The organism is Pseudomonadales bacterium (assembly GCA_041395665.1).
Taxonomy (GTDB): Bacteria; Pseudomonadota; Gammaproteobacteria; order Pseudomonadales; family UBA7239; genus UBA7239.
Genome location: JAWLAB010000004.1, coordinates 19455 through 42560, shown reverse-complemented (window position 1 = coordinate 42560; position 23106 = coordinate 19455). Strand labels below are relative to the sequence as shown.

The following is a 23106-nucleotide window of genomic DNA, read 5'->3' as shown; positions in this document are numbered from 1 at the left end:
AGATTTAAATTTCTGTCAAATCTCTCTCTTTCACCGAGAACGCCTTATCAATTTCAGCAATGTACTTATCGGTGATTTTCTGCACTTCATCTTGCGCGCGGCGATCATCATCTTCGCTGATCGCTTTTTCTTTCAACAAATCTTTGAGCTGTGCATTGGCATCGCGGCGAATATTACGCACCGAAACGCGCGCTGTTTCGGCTTCCGCTTTAGCGTGTTTGATAAAGTTTCTGCGCGTTTCTTCCGTTAATGCCGGCATTGGAATGCGAATCACTGCACCTGCAGTGTTGGGATTCAAGCCTAAATCAGAAATCATGATGGCCTTTTCAATGGCTGGCACCACGGCTTTTTCCCAAGGCGTGATGGATAGCGTGCGTGCATCTTCCACATTGATATTCGCCAACTGCTGCAACGGCGTATCTGCACCGTAATAATTCACGACAATACCTTCCAAAATACTTGGATGTGCGCGACCGGTACGAATGCGATTAAAAGCATGAGACAAAGCCTCAATACTTTTTTTCATGCGCTCTTCGGCTTCTTTTTTGATGTCATTAATCATAGTGATGCACTCTCTAATAGCTTTCTTATTTAATCACTGTACTTTTCAATCATCAGCGTGCCTTCATTGCCGCCGACCACAATATTCAACAGTGCACCCACTTTAGACATACGAAATACGCGTACAGGCATATTGTGTTCACGGCACAAACAAATCGCGGTTAAATCCATCACACCTAATTTTTTGTCTAACGCTTCGTCGTACGTTAAACGCTCGTACATTTTGGCATTGGGATTTTTCATGGGATCCATGTCATAAACGCCATCAACTTTCGTTGCTTTGAGAACCAATTCGGCGTTGACTTCGATGCCGCGCAAACACGCAGCAGAATCTGTAGTAAAAAAAGGATTGCCCGTGCCTGCGGCAAAAATCACCACTTCGCCCTGCTCTAGGTAACGAATCGCGCGACGACGATCGTAGTGCTCCACCACGCCGCTCATGGGGATAGCTGACATCACATGGCTCTGGATATTGCTGCGCTCCAGTGCATCGCGCAGTGCGAGACCGTTCATTACAGTCGCGAGCATACCCATGTGGTCGCCAGTGACGCGATCAAGCCCCGCTGCCGACAGCGCCGCACCACGAAATAGGTTACCGCCACCAACAACCAAACCGACCTGCACGCCAATGCCCACGAGCTGACCAATCTCCAGAGCCATTTTGTCGAGCACTTTGGGATCAATACCAAAGCCCTCTTGCCCCATGAGTTCTTCGCCGCTCAGCTTGAGCAGGATGCGCTTGTATTTTCTGTCCTTGCCAGAGGTCATCGGCTTAATCCGTCAAAGAAAAGTGGCACACATTCTAGTGCATGGGGTGGGATATTTCAGCCGCAAACCCGACAAAAGCCACCAACAAAAACGGCGAAGCAGGTTGCCCAACTTCGCCGTTTTCTGATTTGCTTTGAAATTACTTAGCAGCAACAGCTGCTGCTACTTCCGCCGCGAAATCTACTTCTTTTTTCTCAATACCTTCGCCCACTTCCAAGCGAATGAAACGAGTGACTTTAGCGCTGTTTTTTGCCAACAACTCACCCACTTTCATGTCCGGCTCTTTAACAAACGCCTGCTCAACCAAAGACACTTCAGAGAGGTATTTTTTCACCGCGCCTTCCACCATTTTTTCAACGATGTTAGCTGGCTTGCCAGACTCAGCAGCTTTCGCTGCGGCAATTTCGCGCTCTTTGGCAATAACTGCTGGCGATACATCTTCCGCAGAGACCGCTTCTGGTTTCGCCGCAGCAACATGCATGGCCACATCGCGTGCCAAATCTTCACTGCCGCCTTCCATCGCAACCACAACACCAATTTTGATGCCGTGACGATAAGCAGCCAATACTGCGCCTTCGACCAACTCAGCGCGACGCACTTGGATGTTTTCACCAATTTTTTGCACGAGAGCAACACGCGCTTCTTCAACTGTTTGACCACCGAAATCCAGTGCGGCAATTTTTTCCACATTCGTTTCTCGTGCAGCCAATGCCACTTCAGCCACTTTGTTAGCAAAAGCTGTAAAGTTTTCATCTTTAGCAACGAAATCGGTTTGGCTATTCACTTCCAACACGATAGCGGTTTTGCCGTTATTGGCGATAACGATAGCGCCGTCGGCCGCAATATTACCTGCTTTTTTAGCAGCTTTTGCTTGACCGGATTTACGCAAATTATCGATAGCCACTTCGATATCGCCGTTGGCTTCCACCAGTGCTTTTTTGCACTCCATCATGCCAAGACCAGTGCGCTCACGCAGTTCTTTTACGCTGGATGCTGAAATCTCTGCCATTGTCTATTCCTCGTTTTAATCTATGAATGTTCAAAAACCAGAAAGGGGGACGCGCCCCCTTTCTTTGCAATCATCAAACAATGATTGAATTAGGCTTGTTCGCCATCCACTTCAACAAATTCATCTTTGTTTTGTGGTGCGTTACCGGCGCGCTCTAAGCCTTCCGCGCAAGCATCTGCCATGGCAGTGACATACAACTTCACTGCGCGCAATGCATCGTCGTTAGCGGGGATTACGATATCAACACCGGATGGATCGCTATTAGTATCCACGATACCGATAACAGGAATACCCAACTTGTTCGCTTCAGTGATCGCAATGCGCTCGTGATCCACATCGATAACGAACAATGCATCAGGCAAACCGCCCATGTCTTTGATACCACCGATCGCGAGTTCCAATTTTTCCATGTCGCGCGTACGCATCAAAGCTTCTTTTTTTGTCAGCAAATTGAAAGTGCCGTCTTGTGACTGCTTTTCCAATTCACGAAAGCGTTTGATAGAAGTGCGAATGGTTTTGTAGTTAGTCAACATGCCGCCCAACCAGCGGTGGCTGACGTAAGGCATACCCACGCGAGACGCTTGTTCAGCAACTACTTTTGCTGCGGCGCGCTTAGTACCAACAAACAAAATTTTGTTGCGCTTGGAAGATAAATCGCGCGCCAATGCCAAGGCTTCGTTAAAAGCAGGCACGGTGTGCTCAAGATTGATGATGTGAATTTTGTTGCGGGCACCAAAAATATATTTGCCCATTTTTGGATTCCAGTAGCGCGTCTGGTGTCCGAAGTGCGCACCTGCTTGCAGCAGGTCTGTCATGCTGATATTGGCCATAGTTTCCTCTCGGGTTAAGCCACCACAGCCCCCATCAACCTACCCCGTAGGGCACCCAGATTGATGTGACGAGTTGTGTGAGTCGTTGATCCGCGCCGACCCCATGCCGGAGCGGGCGGGCTTTATACCACAGGAGGTGGTTATTTGTCCCGTTTTTTGAGGTGTTTAACCAAGCGTTTGCGCTTCTGCAACTGGCGCGGCGTCAGCGTATTGCGCTTGCCCTCATAAGGGTTGTCGCCGCCTTTGAATTCAATGCGCAGCGGCGTACCCGACATCTGCAACACATCGCGATAGACATTTTCGAGATAGCGCCGATAGTGATCCGGCACCTTATCCACCTGATTGCCGTGTATCACGATCAAGGGCGGGTTCTGACCACCGGCATGGGCGTAGCGCAGCTTGATGCGACGACCGTTGACCAAAGGCGGTTGATGCGAGGAAACCGCGTCTTCCAAGATGCGTGTCAGGAACGGTGTGCTCAGTTTTTGCGTGGCAGATTTGTAGGCTTTCTTGATGGAATCGTACAAGTTACCCACGCCACTGCCGTGCAGCGCAGAAATGAAATGCGTGGTCGCAAAACGCGTGAACTGCATGCGGCGATCCAGCACGCGTTTCACTTCGTTGCGCTGATCTTCGTCGAGACCATCCCATTTGTTGATAGCAACAACGAGTGCTCGACCTTTCTCAATCACATGACCGAGCAGGTGTAAATCTTGTTCAACGATACCTTCTTGCGCATCCATCACCAGAATGACGACATTGGCATCTTCGATGGCTTGCAGTGTTTTCACGATAGAAAACTTTTCTATCGTTTCTTTCACATTTTTGCGCTTGCGAATACCCGCTGTGTCAATCAGCGTAAAAGTATCGTCGTTGCGCTGATAGTCGATATAAATACTGTCGCGCGTGGTGCCGGGCAAATCAAAAACTACTACGCGGTCTTCGCCCAACATGCGGTTAACTAGCGTGGACTTCCCTACATTCGGTCTGCCGACAATAGCAATTTTGATACGGCGCGGCTGCGTGCTGTCTTCACTTTCCTCAACAGAATCTTCTGCACCCCGTTCGCCGTCTGCGTCGCCATCCCATTCGTCGTCTTCATCAACTTCTACAATGTCTGCCAACTCAGGAAACAACGAATGCGCAACTGCTTCCATCAATTGATGCACGCCACGACCATGCGCAGCCGCAATGGGATGCACTTCTTGAAAACCTAAAGCAAAAAATTCACTGGTAGCGATATCAGGATCCGTACCGTCAGATTTGTTCACCACTAAAAAAGTTTTTTTGTGATTTTCACGCAAATGACGCGCAATTAACTCATCACCTGCCGACAATCCTGCGCGGCAATCCACTAAAAATAAAACAATATCTGCTTCTTCAATGGCCGTGAGTGATTGATGCGCCATCGCATCATCAATACCGTGTTCTTCTTCACCGAGACCGCCAGTATCTACCACAATAAAACGGCGACCTTCAAATGAAGCTTCGCCGTACTGTCTATCGCGCGTTAAACCTGCAAAATTAGCGACAATGGCATTGCGTGTGCGCGTGATGCGATTAAACAATGTGGATTTTCCAACATTGGGGCGACCGACTAACGCAATGACAGGTAACACAAATAATCTCTTTTTTTATTTAACGCTGAGTGCGTATAACTTACCGCTGACGGTCAAGGCATACAAAGTATCGCCATCACTTTGCAAATCTGCGCGCACACCATTGCCACCAATGTTGTAGCGGCCTGCATATGCGCCATCAGCGCGTTTCAGCAAATGCACATAACCGTATTTATCAGCTACCGCAAGATAAGCACCCAGCACAGCAGGCGAAGACAAACTGCGATTTTCAAAACCTCTAGACTTCCACAACTCATTTCCAGAATTCATGCTGAGCGCTCTGACAGAATCATCGCCCTCGACCATGTACACCACATCATCTGCACTGGCCATACTGCGCATCACAGAAGCTTTTTGCTCCCACTTCACTTGGCCGCTCTGTTGGTCGATATCGACAATTGCACCTTGATACGAAGCAACAATGACATCCGTCGAAGTCAACAGCGGGTCAGCTTGCACATCAATAATGCGCTCTAGTTCTGTACGACCATTGGGCACAATGAAGCGGCGTTCCCACTGCATCAATCCGGTACTGGCGTCCAACACTGCCACTTTGCCGTTATCAAATGCCACGAACACCGAGCCAGAACGAATAACTGGCGCGCTGTTGCCGCGCAGCGTTAATACCGCTTGCGAAGCTTTGTACGACCAGCGCACGCGCCCTGTACCCGCATCGAATGCTTGTACGCGCGCATCGGTTGACTGCGCAACAACCACATCGCCATTCGTCACTGGCGCTGCCAATACTTGGCTGCTGGTTTGTCCACGCCAGCGTTCACTGCCACTGGCGGCATCCAATGCAATGACGCCACCGTTATCTGTTGAAACAAACACCATATCAGCACCAGCGCCAACAGCACCCACTAACGCAGCATCAACTTTCGCTTTCCAGCGCACATCGCCACTGGCACGGCTGATGGCGACTACACCGCCATGCGCATTGGCCGCATAAATTGTGCCGCCATCTACAGCGGGGGTTAACGCCAACAACAAGGCATCATCGCCTTGGTTTCCCACACCGCGCGACCACTGCTTTGCTAACGAAATTGTGCCAGTGGGTAATGATTGCAACTGAGCCACTTCAGCTTTCTTTTTATCTTCCAACAAACTGCACGCAGACAGCGTTGTTACCAAACTTGCAACCAAAACGCCGCGCGCGCACTGTGACAACATGGCTTTCATGACGGATGAATGACTCACGATGCCCCCTCTCACTTACTTTTTGTATCAGTTTTGGCGGAAGGCAACATTGATAATTTCACCTCCAAAATAGATACGCGTTCACGGTTGCTCGCTGTATCAAATACTTGTTTGGCTTTTTGATAACTAGCGCGCGCATCCTCTGCTTTGTTTTGCGCTGAAAGAATATCCCCACGCAACTCTGCCACTTCACCTTCCCACGCAGCACCAACCGTTTTAATTCCATTTAAAGTAGCCAAGGCTTTATCGCCTTCATTCTGTGCATTTTGTACTTGTGCAAGACGCAGGCTCACCAAGGACTTCAAACTGTTGTCTGCATTATTCTGCTGCACCCATTCCAAAAACTGTGCTGCAGCCGGTAAGTTATTCGCTGCCACAGCATCTTTTGCCAAACGCAAACCGGCAAATACTGCATAAACAGAACGCGGATATTCTTTACGCAATTGCTCCGCCAGCGCAGTGACTTTTTTCGCGCCATCTACAGACTCTGTTGCCGTCAACATTTGCTGAAATAAATCAGAAGCCGCTTCCGTTTGCTTGGCTTGATAAGACTGCCACTGCGTCCATCCAAAAAAACCAATCAGTGCAATCACGACACCAACAAGGGTTGATCTGCCATTTTCACGCCACCATTTTTTGATGAGTTCAACCTGTTCTTCTTCGGTTTGATAGTCCGCCATAATGCGCTTTGCGCTCCTCTCTCAGTGACTCAATAATAATCAGGAAACTACGCCGACAAATGCTGGCGTAAAAAGGCTTGCAGTGTACCAAAAGGTACTTCCTGCTGTTCGCGCTCGTCGCGCAGAAACTTAACCGCGACAACCTGCTTGTGCAGCTCATCGTCGCCCAGCACCAAAGCAATGTTCGCGCCACTGCGATCTGCGCGCTTGAACTGATTTTTGAAACTGCCACCGCCACTATTGAGCAGCACCACAGCCTCAGGTGACGCATCGCGGCACTGCTCAGCCAACAGCAACGCATCGCCTAGCGCAGTTTCAGAAAACACGATAAACACATCCGGTGATTCCGCCTGCACACTACCTACTTCTTCCAGTAGCAACGCCAATCGCTCAACCCCCATGGCGAAACCAAAGGCAGGCGTCGGTTTACCACCCAGCTGCTCGACCAAACCATCGTAGCGACCACCCGCGCACACCGTACCTTGCGCACCTAAGGAGCGCGTCACCCACTCAAACACGGTGGCGTTGTAGTAATCCAAACCGCGCACCAAACGCGAATTGAGTTCAAAGGGTACGCCTACGCGTGTTAATGCAGCGCACAGTTGATCAAAATGCAGACGAGATTCATCGTCTAAATAATTCTGCATTTGCGGCGCATCAACCAATAGCTTCTGCGTATTAGCATCTTTACTATCCAAAATACGCAAGGGATTGCTGTGCAAACGCCGCTTGCTGTCCTCATCTAAATCTGCAACAAACTTTTCTAAATAAGTGACTAATGCCGCTCGATAATTGGCGCGTGCAGCATTGGAACCTAAAGAATTCAGTTGCAGCGACACATGATCCGTCAAACCCAATTCACGCCAAAGCCGCGCGGTGAGCAACAACATTTCCGCATCGATATCGGGCCCTGCAAAACCAAACGCTTCAACGCCGATTTGATGAAACTGGCGCAAACGCCCTTTTTGCGGGCGCTCGTGACGAAACATAGGGCCCGCATACCACAATTTTTGCGTTTGGTTGTACAGCAAGCCATTTTGCTCGCAGGCACGCACGCAACTGGCTGTACCTTCAGGACGCAGCGTCAGGCTGTCGCCGTTGCGATCTTCGAAGGTATACATTTCTTTTTCGACGATATCCGTGACTTCGCCGATTGCGCGCTTAAACAGTGCGGTATTTTCTAAAATAGGAAAACGAATTTCACGATAGCCATAACTGCGCAACACATCTGCAACAGTTGCTTCAAGAAATTGCCACACATGAGAGTCTTGCGGCAGCAAATCATTCATGCCGCGAACCGATTGAATTTTACTCACCACGAAAAACCTTGCTGAAATTTCTGATTAACTTTTTGCGATGACGGCGGCTTGCTGCGCCACTTTGTCGCGAATCATTTTTTCTAACGAATCCACCAACTCGCTGTTTTCCAGCTTCACGCTGGGTTTACCATCAACAAACACCATGTTGCTAGGCGAGCTACCCGTCAAACCAATATGCGCCACTTTCGCCTCACCGGGTCCGTTGACATAACAACCAATGATGGCGACATCCAGTGAATCGTTGATATCTTCCAAACGCGATTCCAATGCATTGACGGTTTGAATTACATCAAAATTTTGGCGCGAACAACTAGGGCAAGCGATGATATTGATGCCTTTGGTGCGCAAGTGCAGGCTTTTCAAAATATCAAAGCCCACCTTAATTTCTTCCACAGGATCTGCCGCCAGCGACACACGAATGGTATCGCCAATGCCATCCATCAATAGCATTCCCAAGCCCACCGACGACTTCACTGTACCTGCACGCAATGCGCCTGCTTCAGTAATACCCAAATGCAAGGGCTGTTCAATTTGAGAAGCAATTTTTCGATAAGCTTCAACAGTCAGAAAAACATCCGAAGCTTTTAAGCTCAATTTGAAATCATGGAAATCCATTTTGTATAAGATATCGATATGTCTAAATGCGGATTCCACCAGCGCATCTGCATTCGGCTCGCCGTATTTTTTCTGTAAATCTTTTTCCAAAGAACCTGCATTCACACCAATACGAATAGGGATATTTTTCTCGCGTGCTTTTTCCACCACGGCACGCACGCGATCTTCTCGGCCGATATTGCCTGGATTGATACGCAAGCAATCCACACCGAGGTCCGCTACGCGCAGTGCAATTTTGTAATCGAAATGAATATCAGCAACCAACGGCACTTGGACTTGTTGACGAATAACACCGAATGCATCCGCAGCCTCCATCGAAGGCACAGAAACACGCACAATATCTGCGCCCACATTTTCTAATTGGCGAATTTGCACAACGGTTGCTGCAACATCGGTTGTTTCAGTATTCGTCATACTTTGCACAGCGATCGGCGCATCACCACCAACAGCTACATTGCCCACCATGATCTGACGCGACTTTCTGCGCTTGATCGGACTTTCCGTCAACATTGATTTTACCTCGTCACTCGACTCGATCTGTTTTTGTGTCATCACCCAACACAAACCGCGCAGATTGCGCGCCCGTTTTAATTGGCACAGATACCGGTGTACCGTTGTAGTTCACATTGGCTGCGGCAGCTCTACCCAGCCAAATATACAAAGGCGGAGCCACATCCAAATCCAACACATCACCTTTGTGATAGTTTTTTTCGTGCACTATTTTTCCGTTGTGGCTTTTAATTTGCACCCAACAATCGTCAGAAAACTCGATATGCAAGGCTGAATCCAGTTGATCGTTTTCTACTGTTTTTTGATCATTCACTGCATTGGAATTTTCTACGGCACTGACTGCGGCCTCATTGAGAGGAGCTGCGGCTAGCGGGGTAATTTGTAGCGGTGATTGGTCAATCAGTGTCGTTGTTGTCGATGACGAAAGAATATCTTCTGCGGCATCAATATTATTCAGTTGAGCCTCTTCCGATGCCGGTACAGCTTCCGACTCAGCGACTTCAATAATAGGTTGCGGCATTTGTGAAGAACGCGATATCCACTGCCAATAACCACCAGCAACCAGCAATACAAGCAACAGAGCAATAACAGGGCTGTATTTACGGTATGGATTCGGTGTAGAAATGACCACGATTTTAGCGCGAGCAGGAGTAGAAACTTCCTTATCAACTTTTGGCGCAATACGCTCATAAGCACGCACTAATACATCGCCATCTATTCCGTACAGCTTGGCGCAATTGCGTAAATGGCCTTTCACAAATACCGCACTACGAAATTCAGAGAATCGCCCACTTTCCAGCGCTAACAATTGATGCGGCGTTAAGCGCAACTCACTTGCCACACCTTCCAATAAAAAATTTTTTTCTTCGCGGCGTTGCTTTAAGACTAAACCAATATCAATCGCGCTGGACAAAGCAGCCGCTTCACCATTCACAGCATTCATTTAGCTCTCGCCCAAGCTTGATATTCACTGTACTGCGGAGAGTTGGCGAAATGGTTTTTAAGCAGCAGCGCATAACTGGATTCTTTATCCGCTTGTTTTAGTGCACGCGACAAACGAATACCCAACCAGAGGGACTGAGCATTTTGCTTAGAAGTTGCTATATATTTTTCATACAGCTGACTGCTTTGAGCAAATTCTCCTGTATCAAATTTCAGCTCTGCCATTTCTAAAATAACAGCTGTGTTGCGCGCATTATTGACATAACTACGACGCAAAGCCTCTTCAGCCTCTTTCATCTTTCCTTGCTTTTTAAGGCAAATACCGTAGTTAAGAAATGCAGCATCGCGCTTAGCATACATAACATCGTCTGTTGCTTTAGCAAACTTTTCGCACGCTTCGTCATAGCGTTTGCGCTGATATAAGAACACACCGTAATTAACATAGGTGGCCGTAAAATCAGAATCACTACTCAATGCCGTCTTATATTCTTTTTCTGCCAACTCAAATTCACCATCCGTCAGATAATAATAGGCCAACACATTGTGCATCTCGGCTGAATCATCATCGATTGCCAAACCTCTTTTAATAGCGCGCAAAGCCATATCGCGACGGCCGTCACGCATATAACCATTGGCCAGCGTAATGTAATCCGACAACGCCGATTTCATATCCACTTTACTATCAGCACGAGGAACAGGTTTTCCTGTCGCGTCATTGACTGTCTCTGTCACGCAGCCTGATAACAGCAAAGTGCCGCACACAAAAATACTCATCAACAAACGCACTAAAAACTTCATTACTACTCTCCTTGAACTATACGCACAATATCGCCAGTGGAAGCTGATCTTGCCTGCTCGTAACGCGCGCTGCGCCGCGTCCGGTCATTCACCATGCCGGCCAACTGACCACAGGCTGCATCAATATCGTCACCACGGGTGGTGCGAATGGTGGTTGTATACCCTGCTTCAATCAAAATGTCACGGAAACGGTACAAACGGTTATTGCTGACGCGTCGATAGTCCGACAGTGAAAACGGATTAAATGGAATCAAATTGATTTTGGATGGCACATCGTGCAACAGCGCTGCCAATTGCTGCGCGTGCTCAGGTTTATCGTTCACACCGTCAATCAGCGTGTACTCGATGGTTGCGCTTCGTTTATCCGGCAGACCAGCGAGATAGCGCTTGACTGAATCTAGCAACATAGCAATCGGGTATTTGCGGTTGATCGGCACCAATTCATCGCGCAGCGCATCGTTCGGTGCGTGCAGCGAAATCGCCAGCGACACATCGGTGTGCTTGCCGAGTTCATCCAACATCGGCACCACGCCTGAAGTGCTGAGCGTGACGCGCCGTTTCGACAAACCGTAAGCGTGATCGTTCATCATCAAATTGACGGCATCGACCACATTGTCAAAGTTAAGCAGAGGCTCGCCCATGCCCATCAGCACCACATTGGAAATCACGCGATCCGCTTGCGGGTTCAAACTATCGAAAGATTTTGCCGCCAACCACAACTGACCGACAATTTCTGCGGCAGTTAAATCGCGCTGAAAACCCTGTTTGCCGGTGGCGCAAAAACTGCAATCCAGCGAGCACCCCACCTGTGACGACACACACAGGGTTCCGCGTTTTTTTTCGGGGATAAAGACGGTTTCGATACAACTGCCGCCGGAAACACGCATCAACCACTTGCGCGTACCGTCGATCGATTCCAATTGTTGCAACAATTCCGGTGGTCGCACTTCCGCCACGGCGGCGAGTTTTTCGCGCAGAGATTTTGAGAGATTGGACATCTGCTCAAAATCATCCACACCGCGTTGATGTATCCATTGCAATACTTGGCGCGCGCGGAACGGTTTTTCACCCAACTCCGCAAAAAATGCCTCTAATTTGGCCGAGCTGAGACCGAGCAGATTCACCTTGTCGACTATCTGGCTCATGTCATCGCGCCTCCGGGCGCTCGGCATGCAGGATTTCAGCGCAGGTAAATATCGGTCGCTGGGAAGAAGTACGCAATTTCTCGTGCTGCAGAAGCAGCTGAGTCAGAACCGTGTACAGCGTTAGCGTCGATGCTGGTCGCAAAATCCGCACGAATCGTGCCTGCATCGGCTTGTTTTGGATCCGTTGCACCCATCAACTCACGGTTTTTAGCGATAGCGTTTTCACCCACCAGCACCTGAACCACGACAGGGCCAGAAGTCATGAACGCCACCAAATCTTTGAAGAAACCGCGCTCGCGGTGCTCGGCATAGAAACCTTCAGCCTCTGCTTGGCTGAGGTGCTTCATGCGCGAAGCAGCGATTTTAAGACCTGCTTGCTCAAAACGGCTGTAAATAGCACCGATCGCATTCTTAGCAACAGCGTCAGGTTTGATGATAGACAAGGTGCTTTCTACAGCCATTACGACAATCTCCGAGACAAGTTAGGGGTGGCGCAAGGCCAAAATCAGGGGCGGCATTATAGGGGCAAGTAGCAATGCTTGCCACGCAGAATTTCGACTCAATCCAGCTCGTCCATCCAAGCGGCTTGAATGGCCTCTAGCACTTTCTCGCCACAGCGCTCGGGATCGTCATTGAAGTCTGGCAGTGCCAACACGAGATCCCGCAAGGTTACAAAGTTGACATAACGCGGGTCGATCTCTTTTTGTGTATCCGCCAATTCAATGGCGATATCTTGTACATCCGTCCACTTCATAAAGCCTCCTCAGTGGCGTTCTGACGCGAGGTTGATGGTGTACTTAGGAATCTCAACGACCAAATCTTCATCAGCAACCAACGCCTGACAACTCAAGCGCGAATCCGGCTCCAAACCCCACGCTTTATCCAACATATCGTCTTCCAGTTCATCGGGTGACTCCAGCGAATCCCCTCCTTCGCGTACGATGACATGGCACGTTGTGCAAGCACAGGACATCTCGCAGGCATGTTCAATTTTGATACCGTGCTTCAACGCAGTGACACAAATACTGTCGCCCTTGATGGCTTCAACCACCGCACCATCAGGGCACAGCGTTTCATGAGGCAAAAAAACAATTTTTGGCATTTCAATTCTCCTTGCTGCTATTCGTTACGGAAAAATCATCGACACTTTTACCTGCCAATGCTTTTTGAATAGCAGCATCCATGCGACGCGCGGCAAAAAACTCACTGTCACGACCAGCGCGCTCGACCACTTCAGCAATCGCACGGCTGTCTTCATTTTTTTCTTGATTTTGCAATTCCTTCATCAAGTTTTGTAGCAATGTATGTTCAGCGTCACTCAACAAAGCGCGATCTACGCGCACCGCAGATTGCAAACTTTCCAACATACGGCGTGCTTCCAAACGCTGCTCTCTAATTTTTCTTGCCAACACATCTTCTTTCGCATTCGCAAAAGAATCCTGCAAGATACGCACGATGTCGCCATCTTCTAAACCATAAGAAGGTTTAACGGTAACGCTCGCCTGCACACCACTGCTATTTTCGCGTGCGCTGACACTGAGCAAACCATCGGCATCCACTTGGAAAGTCACGCGAATATGTGCAGCACCCGCCACCATCGGTGGAATATTGCGCAATTCAAATTTTGCCAGCGATCGACAATCGCTCACCATTTCGCGTTCACCTTGCACCACATGAATACTCATCGCGGTTTGGCCGTCTTTGAAAGTGGTGAACTCCTGTGCTTTCGCCACAGGTATCGTGGTATTGCGCAAAATGATTTTTTCCACCAAACCGCCCATGGTTTCGATACCGAGAGACAGCGGAATGACATCCAGTAACAACAATTCGTTATCAGGACGATTGCCGACCAACTGATCGGCTTGTATTGCAGCGCCTAAAGCCACCACACAATCAGGATCAATATCGGTCAACGGCGTTTGCTGAAAAAAATCGCCCACTTTTTTGCGCACAAAAGGACAGCGCGTTGAACCACCGACCATTACAACATGCGCAATTTCGTTTGCTGGTACTTTGGCATCGCGCATTGCTTTACGACAGCAACGCACACCTCGCTCGACTAAAGGCTCAATCAGCGCATCGTATTGCTCGCGTGAAATAAAACCAGTCCACGCGCCGAAAGCGATTTCAACAGAATTGGTATACGACAACGCTTCTTTCGCAACGCGGCAAGCATCCAGCAACGCACGGCGCGCTGAAAAATCTAAAGCATCAACTTTGGCTTGCTGTAAAACCCATTCTGCCAATGCATTATCAAAATCATCGCCACCTAACGCGGTATCGCCAACCGTTGCTAACACCTCAAACACGCCGCGCGACAAACGCAGAATAGAAATATCTAGCGTACCGCCACCTAAATCAAAAACAGCGATCACACCCTCTTCGCCGCGATCTAAACCGTAAGCAACCGCTGCTGCGGTGGGCTCATTGAGCAGGCGCATCACCTTCAAACCGGCGAGTACTCCAGCATCCTTCGTTGCCTGACGCTGCGCATCATCAAAATACGCAGGCACCGTGATCACCACGCCATCTAAATCGCCGCCTAGCGTTGCGCTAGCGCGCGTAGATAATTCACGCAAAATTTCAGCCGAAGCTTGCACGGGGCTGATCAACCCCGCCGCCGTTTCAATTTTCACCATGCCGTCTTGATCAGCAAAATGATAAGAGAAACCACCACCGAGCTGCTGCATGTCTTGCACGCCGCGCCCCATCAAACGCTTCACCGACACCAATGTATTCAGTGGATCTTCGGCTGCCTGTAAGCGCGCAACGGCACCTACCTCAGCATGACCATCGGCAAAATAATGCACAGCCGAAGGCAAAATCACTTCGCCATTTTCATCAGCCAATACAACAGGCGAACCACTGCGCACAGTGGCAACCAGAGAATGCGTTGTACCCAGATCTATACCCGCTGCACGCTTGTGTGCGTGCGGCGCAGGACTCATACCGGGTTCAGAAATTTGTAACAGTGCCATTTTGCTCAGCCGTATTTTTCACTCAACGCGAACCAATCATTCATCCAATAATAGCTCTTGTCGATTTTCAATTTCTTGTAACAATTTTGTTGCAAACTGCAATTTATCGACAGCACTTTGCGCGGCTGACCAATCTTTTTTCTGCCAGTAATCCGCAAACTGATGTTGATATTGGCGCGATTGCTGTTGCACATCTGCCGTCAGCTGATCCAACGCCGACAAATCACCCGCCGCATCGTCCAGTCGCTCGCGCAATTCAATTTGCGCCATCAAAAAAGCACCGTCATGCACGGTTCTTTCCTGCGCATGCGCCTGCCCTTCGCGCTCCAACAAATATTGCGCGCGTAAAAGAGGAGATTTCAATGTATTAAAGGCGGCGTTCACTTGTGCCGCTTGCTGCTGCGCCAAACGCTGCGAGCGATCACACTCGCGCATAAAACGATCAGGATGCACAGCTTGTTGCAATTGGCGATAGCGCTCAGCCAATTGAGCCACATCAACTTCCCAAGACGGCTGCAAACCAAAGATAGAAAAATAATCCTGCTCGTCGCTCAGCAGCGGTTTCAAAGTGCAGGCGATGGCGTGCTCGGTAGAGGTGGCCATAAAAACTCAGATATGAAAACTTTCGCCACAACCGCATTCGGCACTGACGTTAGGATTGTTGAATTGAAATCCTTCGTTCAAGCCTTCCTTGGTGTAATCCAGTTCGGTGCCGTCGAGATAAACCAAGCTCTTGCCATCCACGACGACTTTCACGCCGTCGTTATCAAATACTGCATCGCCTTCTTGCAGTTCATCGACAAACTCCAACACATAAGACAATCCAGAACAGCCTGCCGTTTTTACACCTAAGCGCACGCCCACACCGCGCCCGCGGTTGGTTAAAAAATTGCGCACATGATTGCGCGCAGCTTCTGTCATCGTTATGGCCATTTACTCACCTCCGACAGTCGCATTGTTTTGCATAGCGTTATTTTGCAAACAATCACTGCCCGCGTTTTTGCTTGAGATCACTGATCGCTGCTTTGATGGCGTCTTCCGCCAAAACAGAGCAGTGAATTTTGACCGGCGGCAACGCCAGCTCTTCAGCAATATCCACATTTTTGATCAATGAAGCTTCGTCCAGCGTTTTGCCTTTCACCCACTCCGTCAACAACGAACTGGAGGCAATCGCAGAACCGCAGCCATAAGTTTTGAACTTAGCATCTTCGATAATGCCTTGATCATTCACTTGAATTTGCAGACGCATCACATCGCCGCAAGCGGGCGCACCGACCATGCCCGTGCCAACATTGTCTGATTTTGTATCCAACACGCCGACATTGCGTGGGTTTTCATAATGATCGATCACTTTTTCACTGTATGCCATAACTACCTCCAACTGCGTGATTAATGCGCAGCCCATTGAACAGAATTCAAATCAATCCCTTCTTTGTACATATCCCACAAAGGTGACAATTCGCGTAATTTGCTCACGGCTTTGCGCAACTGCTCTACCGCAAAATCAATATCTTCTTCCGTTGTAAAACGACCGATACTGAAACGCAGCGAGCTGTGCGCCAACTCATCACTCAAGCCTAAGGCGCGCAATACATAAGAAGGTTCCAAGCTCGCCGAAGTACACGCAGAACCCGAAGACAGTGCGAGATCTTTCAGCGACATCATCAACGATTCACCTTCAACAAAAGCAAAACTGATATTGAGATTGCCTGCGATGCGATGATCCAAAGAGCCGTTGATAAATACTTGTTCAATATCGCTAACGCCAGCCAACAAACGATTGCGCAACGCTAAAAAGCGCGCGTTTTCTGTTGCCATTTCTTCACCTGCGATGCGAAATGCTTCACCCATACCAACGATCTGATGCGTAGGCAAAGTGCCAGAGCGCATACCGCGCTCGTGACCGCCGCCGTGCATTTGCGCTTCGATACGCACACGCGGTTTACGCCCTACATACAACGCACCAATACCTTTAGGACCGTAAACTTTGTGCGCTGACAGTGAAAGCAAATCCACTGGCAACTCCGCCATATTCAATGGTACTTTGCCTGCGCTCTGCGCTGCATCCACATGATACAAAACGCCTTTTGCACGACAGATTGCACCAATCGCCGCGATGTCATTGATCGTGCCAATTTCATTATTGACATGCATGATAGAAACCAAAGTGGTGTCTGGACGCAACGCATCCGCCACTTGTTGCGGCTCAATCAAACCTTCAGGTGTTGGATCCAAATAAGTGACTTCAAAACCTTCGCGCTCTAATTGACGGCAAGTATCCAACACGGCTTTGTGTTCGATTTTGGAAGTGATGATGTGTTTGCCTTTTTTCTCATTGAAATGGGCAACACCTTTAATCGCCAAGTTGTCAGATTCTGTCGCACCAGAAGTCCAAACAATTTCACGCGGATCTGCACCAATCAATGCAGCCACTTGATTGCGTGCATTTTCTGCAGCTTCTTCGGCTTTCCAACCAAACATATGCGAACGCGACGCGGGATTACCAAAATTGCCATCCAGCGTTAAGCACTCGCACATTTTTTGTGCAACACGAGGGTCAACTGGCGTGGTAGCTGCGTAATCAAAATAAATCGGTAGTTTCATGGCTGTTCTCCACCTAAAAATTACTGCGTGCCAAAACAACTATGCAGTTGTGCGCGCACTCAACACCGTAATCGGGCGTTCTTCGTCAGCTTTTCTCAGCTGGCGCGCAGACACTTCTTGCACATTCTGACTATTCACCAAACTCGCCAAAGTGATTGCTCCAAGAAAGTCGTGGATCTTCTCACTCAGCAAACACCACAAATCGTGTGTTAGGCATTTTTCGCCCTGCTGGCAATCACCTTCGCCGCCACAGCTAGTCGCATCAATGGATTCGTTAACGGCATCAATGATTTGCGCAACTGAAATCTGTGCTGCATCTCGGCTGAGTCGGTAGCCGCCGCCGGGGCCGCGAACACTACTGACTAAATCATTGCCGCGCAACTTTGCAAACAATTGCTCAAGGTAGGACAGAGAAATACCTTGGCGATTGGAAATTTCAGCGAGGCTGACCGGCCCTTTATCGACGCGCAGCGCCAAATCCAACATCGCTGTTACCGCATAGCGGCCTTTGGTTGTGAGACGCATGACAGTCACCTACCACAGTCATTGAACATGGGCTCATTATGCAGCCAACCAAGTATTTCTCTCAATCTTTTATCCGAGAAAATCACTCGGATGATACTTAGCCAACTCACCTACCCACCCAACTATCGTCTCTGCAGGAATAGCCCAGAAGGAGTTCACTTCAACAGGGGTATCTGGTAGCATTCGCGTCCCGTTTTTCCCGTTGCCGTGTCAAACGCAGAAGTTCGATGGCGGCACAACATCCGGAGCGTTAACCATGAAAGCCGATATCCACCCGAAATACGCCGAAGTCACCGCAAAATGCAGCTGCGGTAACACCGTTGTTACTCGCTCTACGCTGTGCCGCGACATCAACCTCGATGTATGCGCAGCCTGCCACCCGTTCTACACAGGCCGTCAAAAAGTGGCCGAGACCGGTGGCCGTATCGACCGCTTCAAGCAACGCTTTGGTTCTCGCGGTATCAAATAAGTTTAATTTCCAAACGGATACGGCAGCGCTCTCTGCTGCCGTTTGTTCAAGCCACACCACCCTAACTGTCAGGATCCAACGGCATGCTTGATGTCAAAAAGCCGTGTGATGAAGAGTTGCGCCGCGCCGCGCTGGATTACCACGCCCTGCCTACGCCTGGCAAACTCGCCACCGTGCTGACAACACCGGCCGACGATCAACGCGATCTGTCATTGGCTTATAGCCCCGGTGTGGCTGAACCGGTGCGCGAAATCGCGCGCGATCCTGAATTGGCTTACCTCTACACTGGCAAAGGCAACCAAGTTGCCGTTATCTCCAACGGCACAGCCATTCTCGGATTGGGCAATTTGGGCGCGATGGCCAGTAAGCCCGTGATGGAAGGCAAGGCACTACTGTTCAAACGCTTTGCCGACATCAACGCCACCGATATTGAAGTGGATACCGAAGACAGCGAGCGTTTTATCGATGCTGTTGCTCTGATCGCCAACTCCTTTGGCGGCATTAACCTCGAAGATATCCGCGCGCCCGAGTGCTTCGATATCGAAGCGGCTTTGATTGAGCGCTGCCAAGTTCCTGTTTTCCATGATGATCAACACGGCACTGCCATCGTCGGCCTCGCCGGTTTGCTCAACGCGCTGGAAATTCAAGGCAAAAATCTGGCCGATGCCAAAATCGTATTCTTGGGCGCAGGCGCCGCTGCCGTTGCTAGCTGTGATTTATTAATTGCCGCCGGTGCCAAGCACGACAATATTTTGATGTTGGATAGCAAAGGCGTGCTGCACACCGACCGCCAAGATTTAGGCAAACACAAACTGCGTTTTGCGGTAAAAACCGACGCACGCACGCTTGACGATGCCATTGAAGGCGCTGATGTGTTTGTTGGCCTGTCAGGCCCCAACTTACTCAGCCCAGAACAGTTGCTCAAAATGGCAGCCAAGCCGATTGTGTTTGCTGGCTCCAACCCCGACCCAGAAATTCGCCCTGAACTGGCACTCGCTACACGCGACGATCTCATCATCGCCACAGGCCGCTCGGATTACCCCAACCAAGTCAATAATGTATTGGGCTTCCCCTTTATTTTTCGCGGCGCACTCGATGTTCGCGCTTCCGTGATCAATTTAGAAATGAAAATGGCTGCTGTGCATGCCGTGCGCGAAATCACCAAAGAAACCGTACCAGCCTCTGTCGTTACCGCCTACGGTGGCAAGCCATTGGCTTTTGGTCGCGATTACATTTTGCCAAAACCAACCGACCCGCGATTGTTGTCTCGCGTTTCTGCAGCCGTAGCACGCGCCGCTGTCGATAGCGGTGTTGCCCGCCTGCCCTACCCAGCGCACTATCCGCTATAACTAAACCCGCTGTAAGCCATCGTCGTTATAGAATGGCTGCAAGTTTTTTTTGCAGCGACAACGACATGACACAACAACAGCCTGATGATTTTCTTGCGTTTCTCGACGCATCACCCACACCTTTTCACGCGACACAACAAATGCAAATGCGTTTGCTGGCGGCGGGGTTTTCTGCGTTAGACGAAGGACAGCATTGGGATATTCAAGCCGGTGGTCGTTATGTCGTCACGCGCAATGATTCATCGTTGATTGCCTTTGTTGTTTCGCAACAAGACCCCACACAAAGTGGTATTCGTTTGGTCGGCGCACACACCGATAGCCCCTGCTTAAAACTCAAACCAGAACCGGATTTACAGCGGCAAAATTACGCACAACTCGGCGTGGAAGTATACGGCGGCGCGTTGCTGCATCCTTGGTTTGATCGCGATCTCACTTTAGCGGGGCGTGTGAGTTACAAAACCAGTAATAGAACTTTAGCAAACGCACTGATTCATTTTCCTCGCGCGATTGCCTGTATTCCTAGCTTGGCGATTCACTTGGATCGCGATGTCAACAACGGTCGCGCGCTCAACGCGCAAAAAGAATTGCCACTGTTGTTGCAGGGCACTACTCACAATGATGCACCCAACATTCGTCAACTTTTGCTCACGCAATTATTAACGCAGCACCCGAATTGCGATGCAGAAAGTATTTTAGATTTCGATATTTGCGCTTGCGACACACAGACCGCTGCAAAAATTGGTTTACACGAAGAATTTATCGCCAGCGCGCGTTTGGATAATTTGCTCAGTTGCTATGCCGGCTTACAGGCTTTATTGCAATGCGATGGCTTACAACCTGCCATGTTGGTTTGCACTGATCATGAAGAAGTGGGTAGCGTTTCTTGTTGCGGCGCACAAGGCACATTTCTCACCAGCGTGCTGCAACGCTGGCTGGGCAACAGTGAAACACTTGCACGCACCGCGCATCACTCCTTAATGATTTCCGCTGACAATGCGCACGGCATTCATCCCAATTACCCAGAAAAACACGACGAAAAACACGGCCCCGTACTCAATGGCGGCCCTGTGATCAAAATCAACGCCAATCAACGCTACGCCAGCACTGCCGTGACGCAAGCATTTTTCCGTCACCTGTGCGAACAACATCAAATTCCCGTACAAAGTTTTGTTGCGCGTGCCGATATGGGTTGCGGCAGCACAATAGGCCCGCTGACTTCAGCAGAAACAGGAATAAAAACTGTCGATATTGGTGTGCCAACTTTCGCCATGCACTCAATCAGGGAATTAGCAGGTGTGCAGGATGTGGATTACTTACAGCGCGCCCTACTCGCCTTTTTTAACAGTGCGTACTTGCCAATATAAGTGCATTACTACTGTTTCAAAGTAAGACACGGCGAATTGTCGCACCAGTTAAACGCGGTAATTTCCTGCACCTTAGCACCCGTAGGCACTGAAAACCTCCCTGCGGGTAACTTGTGATAGGACGGCTCTGGCGACAAGCGTTCAAAAATAATTTCACGATTATTCAACAAATAACGCGCTTGATACTGCGCCAATATTGCCGGATCGCGCAGCATATCCGTCAATAAATTGTTTCTTTCTTTCACAATGTATTTTTTACGCGCAATGATGACATCTGGCTTACGCGAAAGAATACCTTCAATGATTTCTTGATTCGTTTGCACGCGTTTTTCTTCTGGCCACCAATATCCAACCAAAAACTCCATAACTTTTTCATACGAGTGATAAAGCCAAGATTGCTCAGCAGCTTGATGAAAGCGCGACAGGCCAATGGCGCGATAGCCCAACCCCAAATTATCAATAAATTGTGTTTTCTCTCCCGCATACCAAGGCGCTTGGCCAATTTGGTCATACACAACCACGGCATCATCGCGATAATTCAAGTGAACAAAATCACCGACAGAAGCGATCAAGTTGTAGCGAATATTAAATACACCCACCTTATCTAGTTTTTCTTGAAAACTATCAGGATTTTTTATCAGGCGCCCAACCTTCCCCCAATAATCTTTGTTGTTACTCAATGCATGGAGGAAGTTAGCAAGAAAAGGACCTCGTCGTGAATTTTCAAATTGCACCGTTTGCGCATACACCAAGGTGTATGCCAACAACACAACCAGTAAGGCTTGCGATGCACCGCGCAGCCACCAGCCCGCAGGCTGCCACCAACGCGCCAATAACATCAGCGTAAACATATAAATAAACGGCAACACAATGCCCGTGTGGCGATTAAAGGCTTTGTCTTCAAAAACAAACACCGTCCACAGTAATGAGAGCACCAAAAAACCTGCCAATGCCACATCTTGCTGCTGCCAACGCCGCACAACACCAGGCAGCGCTATCAACAACAGCAGCCACCAGCCGGAATACCAGCCGTAGGTCAAAAGATTTCTGAATGACTGTAGATGATTAGGGTTAACTTTGAAATAAAACGGGTGCGGCACGAGATCGTGAAAATACCAAAAACGCCACGCGGTAACAGCGAGAAACGACAACGCAATCCACACAACGCCGAGCCAAAACTGCGAAGTTTTTCTCTGACAGAAAAACAAATACGGCACAACGGCTGCCAGCATAAAAACACCTTCCGGTCGTGCATTGATTAACACAATCGCAGGCAGCCACCACCAACGCACTCTGTCGGGATTCGTCGCCCAATCCAACAGCCACAACGCAACAAACCAATAAAATGCCGTTTCAAGACCGCGCACCGACCACACATAAAACGGAATACTCGCCGCCATAAAAAAAGCAGGCAGCAGCGCAAGAAAACGATCGGGAATAAATCGTTGCGACAAGACAAACACTTTATGGATACACAACACACCAAATACAAAGCACAGCAGCTTTGTGGCAAGCACAATATGTAAAGGCAGAAAGGTCAGCAGTGTGATCAAGCCCAGCCAAATCAAACCGCTGCAAGCTTCAATGCGTTCGCCACCGACATTGAACACATAGCCGTAACCGTTGGCGATATTTTCGGCAAAGCGAAAATAGATAAAGGCATCTTCTTCGATGTCGTCAAAACCAATGGCGACCAGTGCAGCATAAAAAATGACACACAAACCAAAGGCCAACCACGGAAACATTGTTTTTTTATTGGAGAAATCCATCACGCCGCACTTGCAGAAACCGTGTACAGTCACCACTTTCACAAAATCGCTT

Annotated in this window: 25 protein-coding genes; 3 read left to right on the top strand and 22 right to left on the bottom strand. The window is 49.2% G+C overall.

Going from position 1 to position 23106, the window contains the following annotated elements:
• Positions 1–4: 4 nt before the first annotated feature.
• The 21 genes from frr to iscR all read right to left on the bottom strand — a co-directional run bounded on the left by frr (position 5) and on the right by iscR (position 18103).
• Positions 5–562: a ribosome recycling factor gene (gene frr, locus R3E63_06875; protein MEZ5539662.1), complete on the bottom strand. Its 558-nt coding sequence runs from the start codon at positions 560–562 to the stop codon at positions 5–7.
• Between the two features lie 29 nt (positions 563–591).
• A complete protein-coding gene (pyrH, locus tag R3E63_06870; protein ID MEZ5539661.1) occupies positions 592–1329 on the bottom strand; it encodes a UMP kinase in 738 nt (245 codons plus the stop codon).
• 139 nt (positions 1330–1468) lie between these two features.
• Positions 1469–2338 carry a translation elongation factor Ts gene (tsf, locus tag R3E63_06865; GenBank protein MEZ5539660.1) on the bottom strand — a complete coding sequence of 290 codons (870 nt, stop codon included), beginning with the start codon at positions 2336–2338 and terminating at the stop codon, positions 1469–1471.
• An 89-nt stretch (positions 2339–2427) separates the two neighbouring features.
• Positions 2428–3168, bottom strand: coding sequence for a 30S ribosomal protein S2 (gene rpsB / locus R3E63_06860; protein ID MEZ5539659.1), 741 nt, complete (start codon positions 3166–3168; stop codon positions 2428–2430).
• Between the two features lie 140 nt (positions 3169–3308).
• Entirely contained in the window at positions 3309–4787 is a 1479-nt protein-coding gene (der, locus tag R3E63_06855; GenBank protein ID MEZ5539658.1) for a ribosome biogenesis GTPase Der, read from the bottom strand.
• 15 nt (positions 4788–4802) lie between these two features.
• Positions 4803–5987 carry an outer membrane protein assembly factor BamB gene (gene bamB, locus R3E63_06850; protein MEZ5539657.1) on the bottom strand — a complete coding sequence of 395 codons (1185 nt, stop codon included), beginning with the start codon at positions 5985–5987 and terminating at the stop codon, positions 4803–4805.
• Positions 5988–5998: 11 nt separating this feature from the next.
• Entirely contained in the window at positions 5999–6667 is a 669-nt protein-coding gene (locus R3E63_06845) for a tetratricopeptide repeat protein (GenBank protein MEZ5539656.1), read from the bottom strand.
• A 47-nt stretch (positions 6668–6714) separates the two neighbouring features.
• Positions 6715–7986: a histidine--tRNA ligase gene (gene hisS, locus R3E63_06840; protein MEZ5539655.1), complete on the bottom strand. Its 1272-nt coding sequence runs from the start codon at positions 7984–7986 to the stop codon at positions 6715–6717.
• 24 nt (positions 7987–8010) lie between these two features.
• Positions 8011–9111 carry a flavodoxin-dependent (E)-4-hydroxy-3-methylbut-2-enyl-diphosphate synthase gene (ispG, locus tag R3E63_06835; protein MEZ5539654.1) on the bottom strand — a complete coding sequence of 367 codons (1101 nt, stop codon included), beginning with the start codon at positions 9109–9111 and terminating at the stop codon, positions 8011–8013.
• A 13-nt stretch (positions 9112–9124) separates the two neighbouring features.
• Positions 9125–10054 carry a DUF4115 domain-containing protein gene (locus R3E63_06830; protein MEZ5539653.1) on the bottom strand — a complete coding sequence of 310 codons (930 nt, stop codon included), beginning with the start codon at positions 10052–10054 and terminating at the stop codon, positions 9125–9127.
• A complete protein-coding gene (pilW, locus tag R3E63_06825) occupies positions 10051–10851 on the bottom strand; it encodes a type IV pilus biogenesis/stability protein PilW (protein MEZ5539652.1) in 801 nt (266 codons plus the stop codon). Before pilW ends, R3E63_06830 begins: the two co-directional genes overlap by 4 nt.
• A 2-nt stretch (positions 10852–10853) precedes the next feature.
• Complete coding sequence (gene rlmN, locus R3E63_06820) at positions 10854–11996, bottom strand: 23S rRNA (adenine(2503)-C(2))-methyltransferase RlmN (protein MEZ5539651.1); 1143 nt, start codon at positions 11994–11996, stop codon at positions 10854–10856.
• 35 nt (positions 11997–12031) lie between these two features.
• Positions 12032–12457, bottom strand: coding sequence for a nucleoside-diphosphate kinase (gene ndk, locus R3E63_06815; GenBank protein ID MEZ5539650.1), 426 nt, complete (start codon positions 12455–12457; stop codon positions 12032–12034).
• 98 nt (positions 12458–12555) lie between these two features.
• A complete protein-coding gene (gene iscX, locus R3E63_06810; GenBank protein MEZ5539649.1) occupies positions 12556–12750 on the bottom strand; it encodes a Fe-S cluster assembly protein IscX in 195 nt (64 codons plus the stop codon).
• Positions 12751–12759: 9 nt separating this feature from the next.
• Positions 12760–13098: an ISC system 2Fe-2S type ferredoxin gene (fdx, locus tag R3E63_06805; GenBank protein ID MEZ5539648.1), complete on the bottom strand. Its 339-nt coding sequence runs from the start codon at positions 13096–13098 to the stop codon at positions 12760–12762.
• A 1-nt stretch (position 13099) separates the two neighbouring features.
• Positions 13100–14974, bottom strand: coding sequence for a Fe-S protein assembly chaperone HscA (hscA, locus tag R3E63_06800; GenBank protein MEZ5539647.1), 1875 nt, complete (start codon positions 14972–14974; stop codon positions 13100–13102).
• Positions 14975–15010: 36 nt separating this feature from the next.
• The gene (hscB, locus tag R3E63_06795; protein ID MEZ5539646.1) at positions 15011–15577 is read right to left on the bottom strand and encodes a Fe-S protein assembly co-chaperone HscB; all 567 of its coding nucleotides are present in this window, start codon (positions 15575–15577) and stop codon (positions 15011–15013) included.
• Between the two features lie 6 nt (positions 15578–15583).
• Positions 15584–15907 carry an iron-sulfur cluster assembly protein IscA gene (gene iscA / locus R3E63_06790; GenBank protein ID MEZ5539645.1) on the bottom strand — a complete coding sequence of 108 codons (324 nt, stop codon included), beginning with the start codon at positions 15905–15907 and terminating at the stop codon, positions 15584–15586.
• A gap of 52 nt (positions 15908–15959) precedes the next feature.
• Positions 15960–16343 (bottom strand): Fe-S cluster assembly scaffold IscU, encoded by a 384-nt coding sequence (gene iscU / locus R3E63_06785; protein MEZ5539644.1) that lies wholly within the window; start codon positions 16341–16343, stop codon positions 15960–15962.
• Positions 16344–16363: 20 nt separating this feature from the next.
• Positions 16364–17578: an IscS subfamily cysteine desulfurase gene (locus tag R3E63_06780; GenBank protein ID MEZ5539643.1), complete on the bottom strand. Its 1215-nt coding sequence runs from the start codon at positions 17576–17578 to the stop codon at positions 16364–16366.
• 39 nt (positions 17579–17617) lie between these two features.
• Positions 17618–18103, bottom strand: coding sequence for a Fe-S cluster assembly transcriptional regulator IscR (gene iscR, locus R3E63_06775; protein MEZ5539642.1), 486 nt, complete (start codon positions 18101–18103; stop codon positions 17618–17620).
• Between the two features lie 256 nt (positions 18104–18359).
• On the opposite strand from iscR, the gene rpmE reads away from it, so the two are divergent.
• The 3 genes from rpmE (at position 18360) to R3E63_06760 (ending at position 21285) form a co-directional block, all read left to right on the top strand.
• The gene (gene rpmE, locus R3E63_06770) at positions 18360–18572 is read left to right on the top strand and encodes a 50S ribosomal protein L31 (protein MEZ5539641.1); all 213 of its coding nucleotides are present in this window, start codon (positions 18360–18362) and stop codon (positions 18570–18572) included.
• An 83-nt stretch (positions 18573–18655) separates the two neighbouring features.
• Complete coding sequence (locus tag R3E63_06765) at positions 18656–19921, top strand: malic enzyme-like NAD(P)-binding protein (GenBank protein ID MEZ5539640.1); 1266 nt, start codon at positions 18656–18658, stop codon at positions 19919–19921.
• Between the two features lie 65 nt (positions 19922–19986).
• Entirely contained in the window at positions 19987–21285 is a 1299-nt protein-coding gene (locus R3E63_06760; protein MEZ5539639.1) for a M18 family aminopeptidase, read from the top strand.
• Between the two features lie 8 nt (positions 21286–21293).
• On the opposite strand, the gene R3E63_06755 is transcribed toward R3E63_06760, so the two are convergent.
• Positions 21294–23096: a hypothetical protein gene (locus R3E63_06755; protein ID MEZ5539638.1), complete on the bottom strand. Its 1803-nt coding sequence runs from the start codon at positions 23094–23096 to the stop codon at positions 21294–21296.
• Between the last annotated feature and the right edge of the window lie 10 nt (positions 23097–23106).

Coding starts and splice junctions, on each gene's coding strand:
- frr (MEZ5539662.1), bottom strand. CDS start 562: ATGATTAATGACATCAAAAAAGAAGCCGAAGAGCGCATGAAAAAAAGT.
- pyrH (MEZ5539661.1), bottom strand. CDS start 1,329: ATGACCTCTGGCAAGGACAGAAAATACAAGCGCATCCTGCTCAAGCTG.
- tsf (MEZ5539660.1), bottom strand. CDS start 2,338: ATGGCAGAGATTTCAGCATCCAGCGTAAAAGAACTGCGTGAGCGCACT.
- rpsB (MEZ5539659.1), bottom strand. CDS start 3,168: ATGGCCAATATCAGCATGACAGACCTGCTGCAAGCAGGTGCGCACTTC.
- R3E63_06845 (MEZ5539656.1), bottom strand. CDS start 6,667: ATGGCGGACTATCAAACCGAAGAAGAACAGGTTGAACTCATCAAAAAA.
- ispG (MEZ5539654.1), bottom strand. CDS start 9,111: ATGTTGACGGAAAGTCCGATCAAGCGCAGAAAGTCGCGTCAGATCATG.
- R3E63_06830 (MEZ5539653.1), bottom strand. CDS start 10,054: ATGAATGCTGTGAATGGTGAAGCGGCTGCTTTGTCCAGCGCGATTGAT.
- pilW (MEZ5539652.1), bottom strand. CDS start 10,851: ATGAAGTTTTTAGTGCGTTTGTTGATGAGTATTTTTGTGTGCGGCACT.
- rlmN (MEZ5539651.1), bottom strand. CDS start 11,996: ATGAGCCAGATAGTCGACAAGGTGAATCTGCTCGGTCTCAGCTCGGCC.
- ndk (MEZ5539650.1), bottom strand. CDS start 12,457: ATGGCTGTAGAAAGCACCTTGTCTATCATCAAACCTGACGCTGTTGCT.
- iscX (MEZ5539649.1), bottom strand. CDS start 12,750: ATGAAGTGGACGGATGTACAAGATATCGCCATTGAATTGGCGGATACA.
- fdx (MEZ5539648.1), bottom strand. CDS start 13,098: ATGCCAAAAATTGTTTTTTTGCCTCATGAAACGCTGTGCCCTGATGGT.
- hscA (MEZ5539647.1), bottom strand. CDS start 14,974: ATGGCACTGTTACAAATTTCTGAACCCGGTATGAGTCCTGCGCCGCAC.
- hscB (MEZ5539646.1), bottom strand. CDS start 15,577: ATGGCCACCTCTACCGAGCACGCCATCGCCTGCACTTTGAAACCGCTG.
- iscA (MEZ5539645.1), bottom strand. CDS start 15,907: ATGGCCATAACGATGACAGAAGCTGCGCGCAATCATGTGCGCAATTTT.
- iscU (MEZ5539644.1), bottom strand. CDS start 16,343: ATGGCATACAGTGAAAAAGTGATCGATCATTATGAAAACCCACGCAAT.
- R3E63_06780 (MEZ5539643.1), bottom strand. CDS start 17,578: ATGAAACTACCGATTTATTTTGATTACGCAGCTACCACGCCAGTTGAC.
- iscR (MEZ5539642.1), bottom strand. CDS start 18,103: ATGCGTCTCACAACCAAAGGCCGCTATGCGGTAACAGCGATGTTGGAT.
- rpmE (MEZ5539641.1), top strand. CDS start 18,360: ATGAAAGCCGATATCCACCCGAAATACGCCGAAGTCACCGCAAAATGC.
- R3E63_06765 (MEZ5539640.1), top strand. CDS start 18,656: ATGCTTGATGTCAAAAAGCCGTGTGATGAAGAGTTGCGCCGCGCCGCG.
- R3E63_06760 (MEZ5539639.1), top strand. CDS start 19,987: ATGACACAACAACAGCCTGATGATTTTCTTGCGTTTCTCGACGCATCA.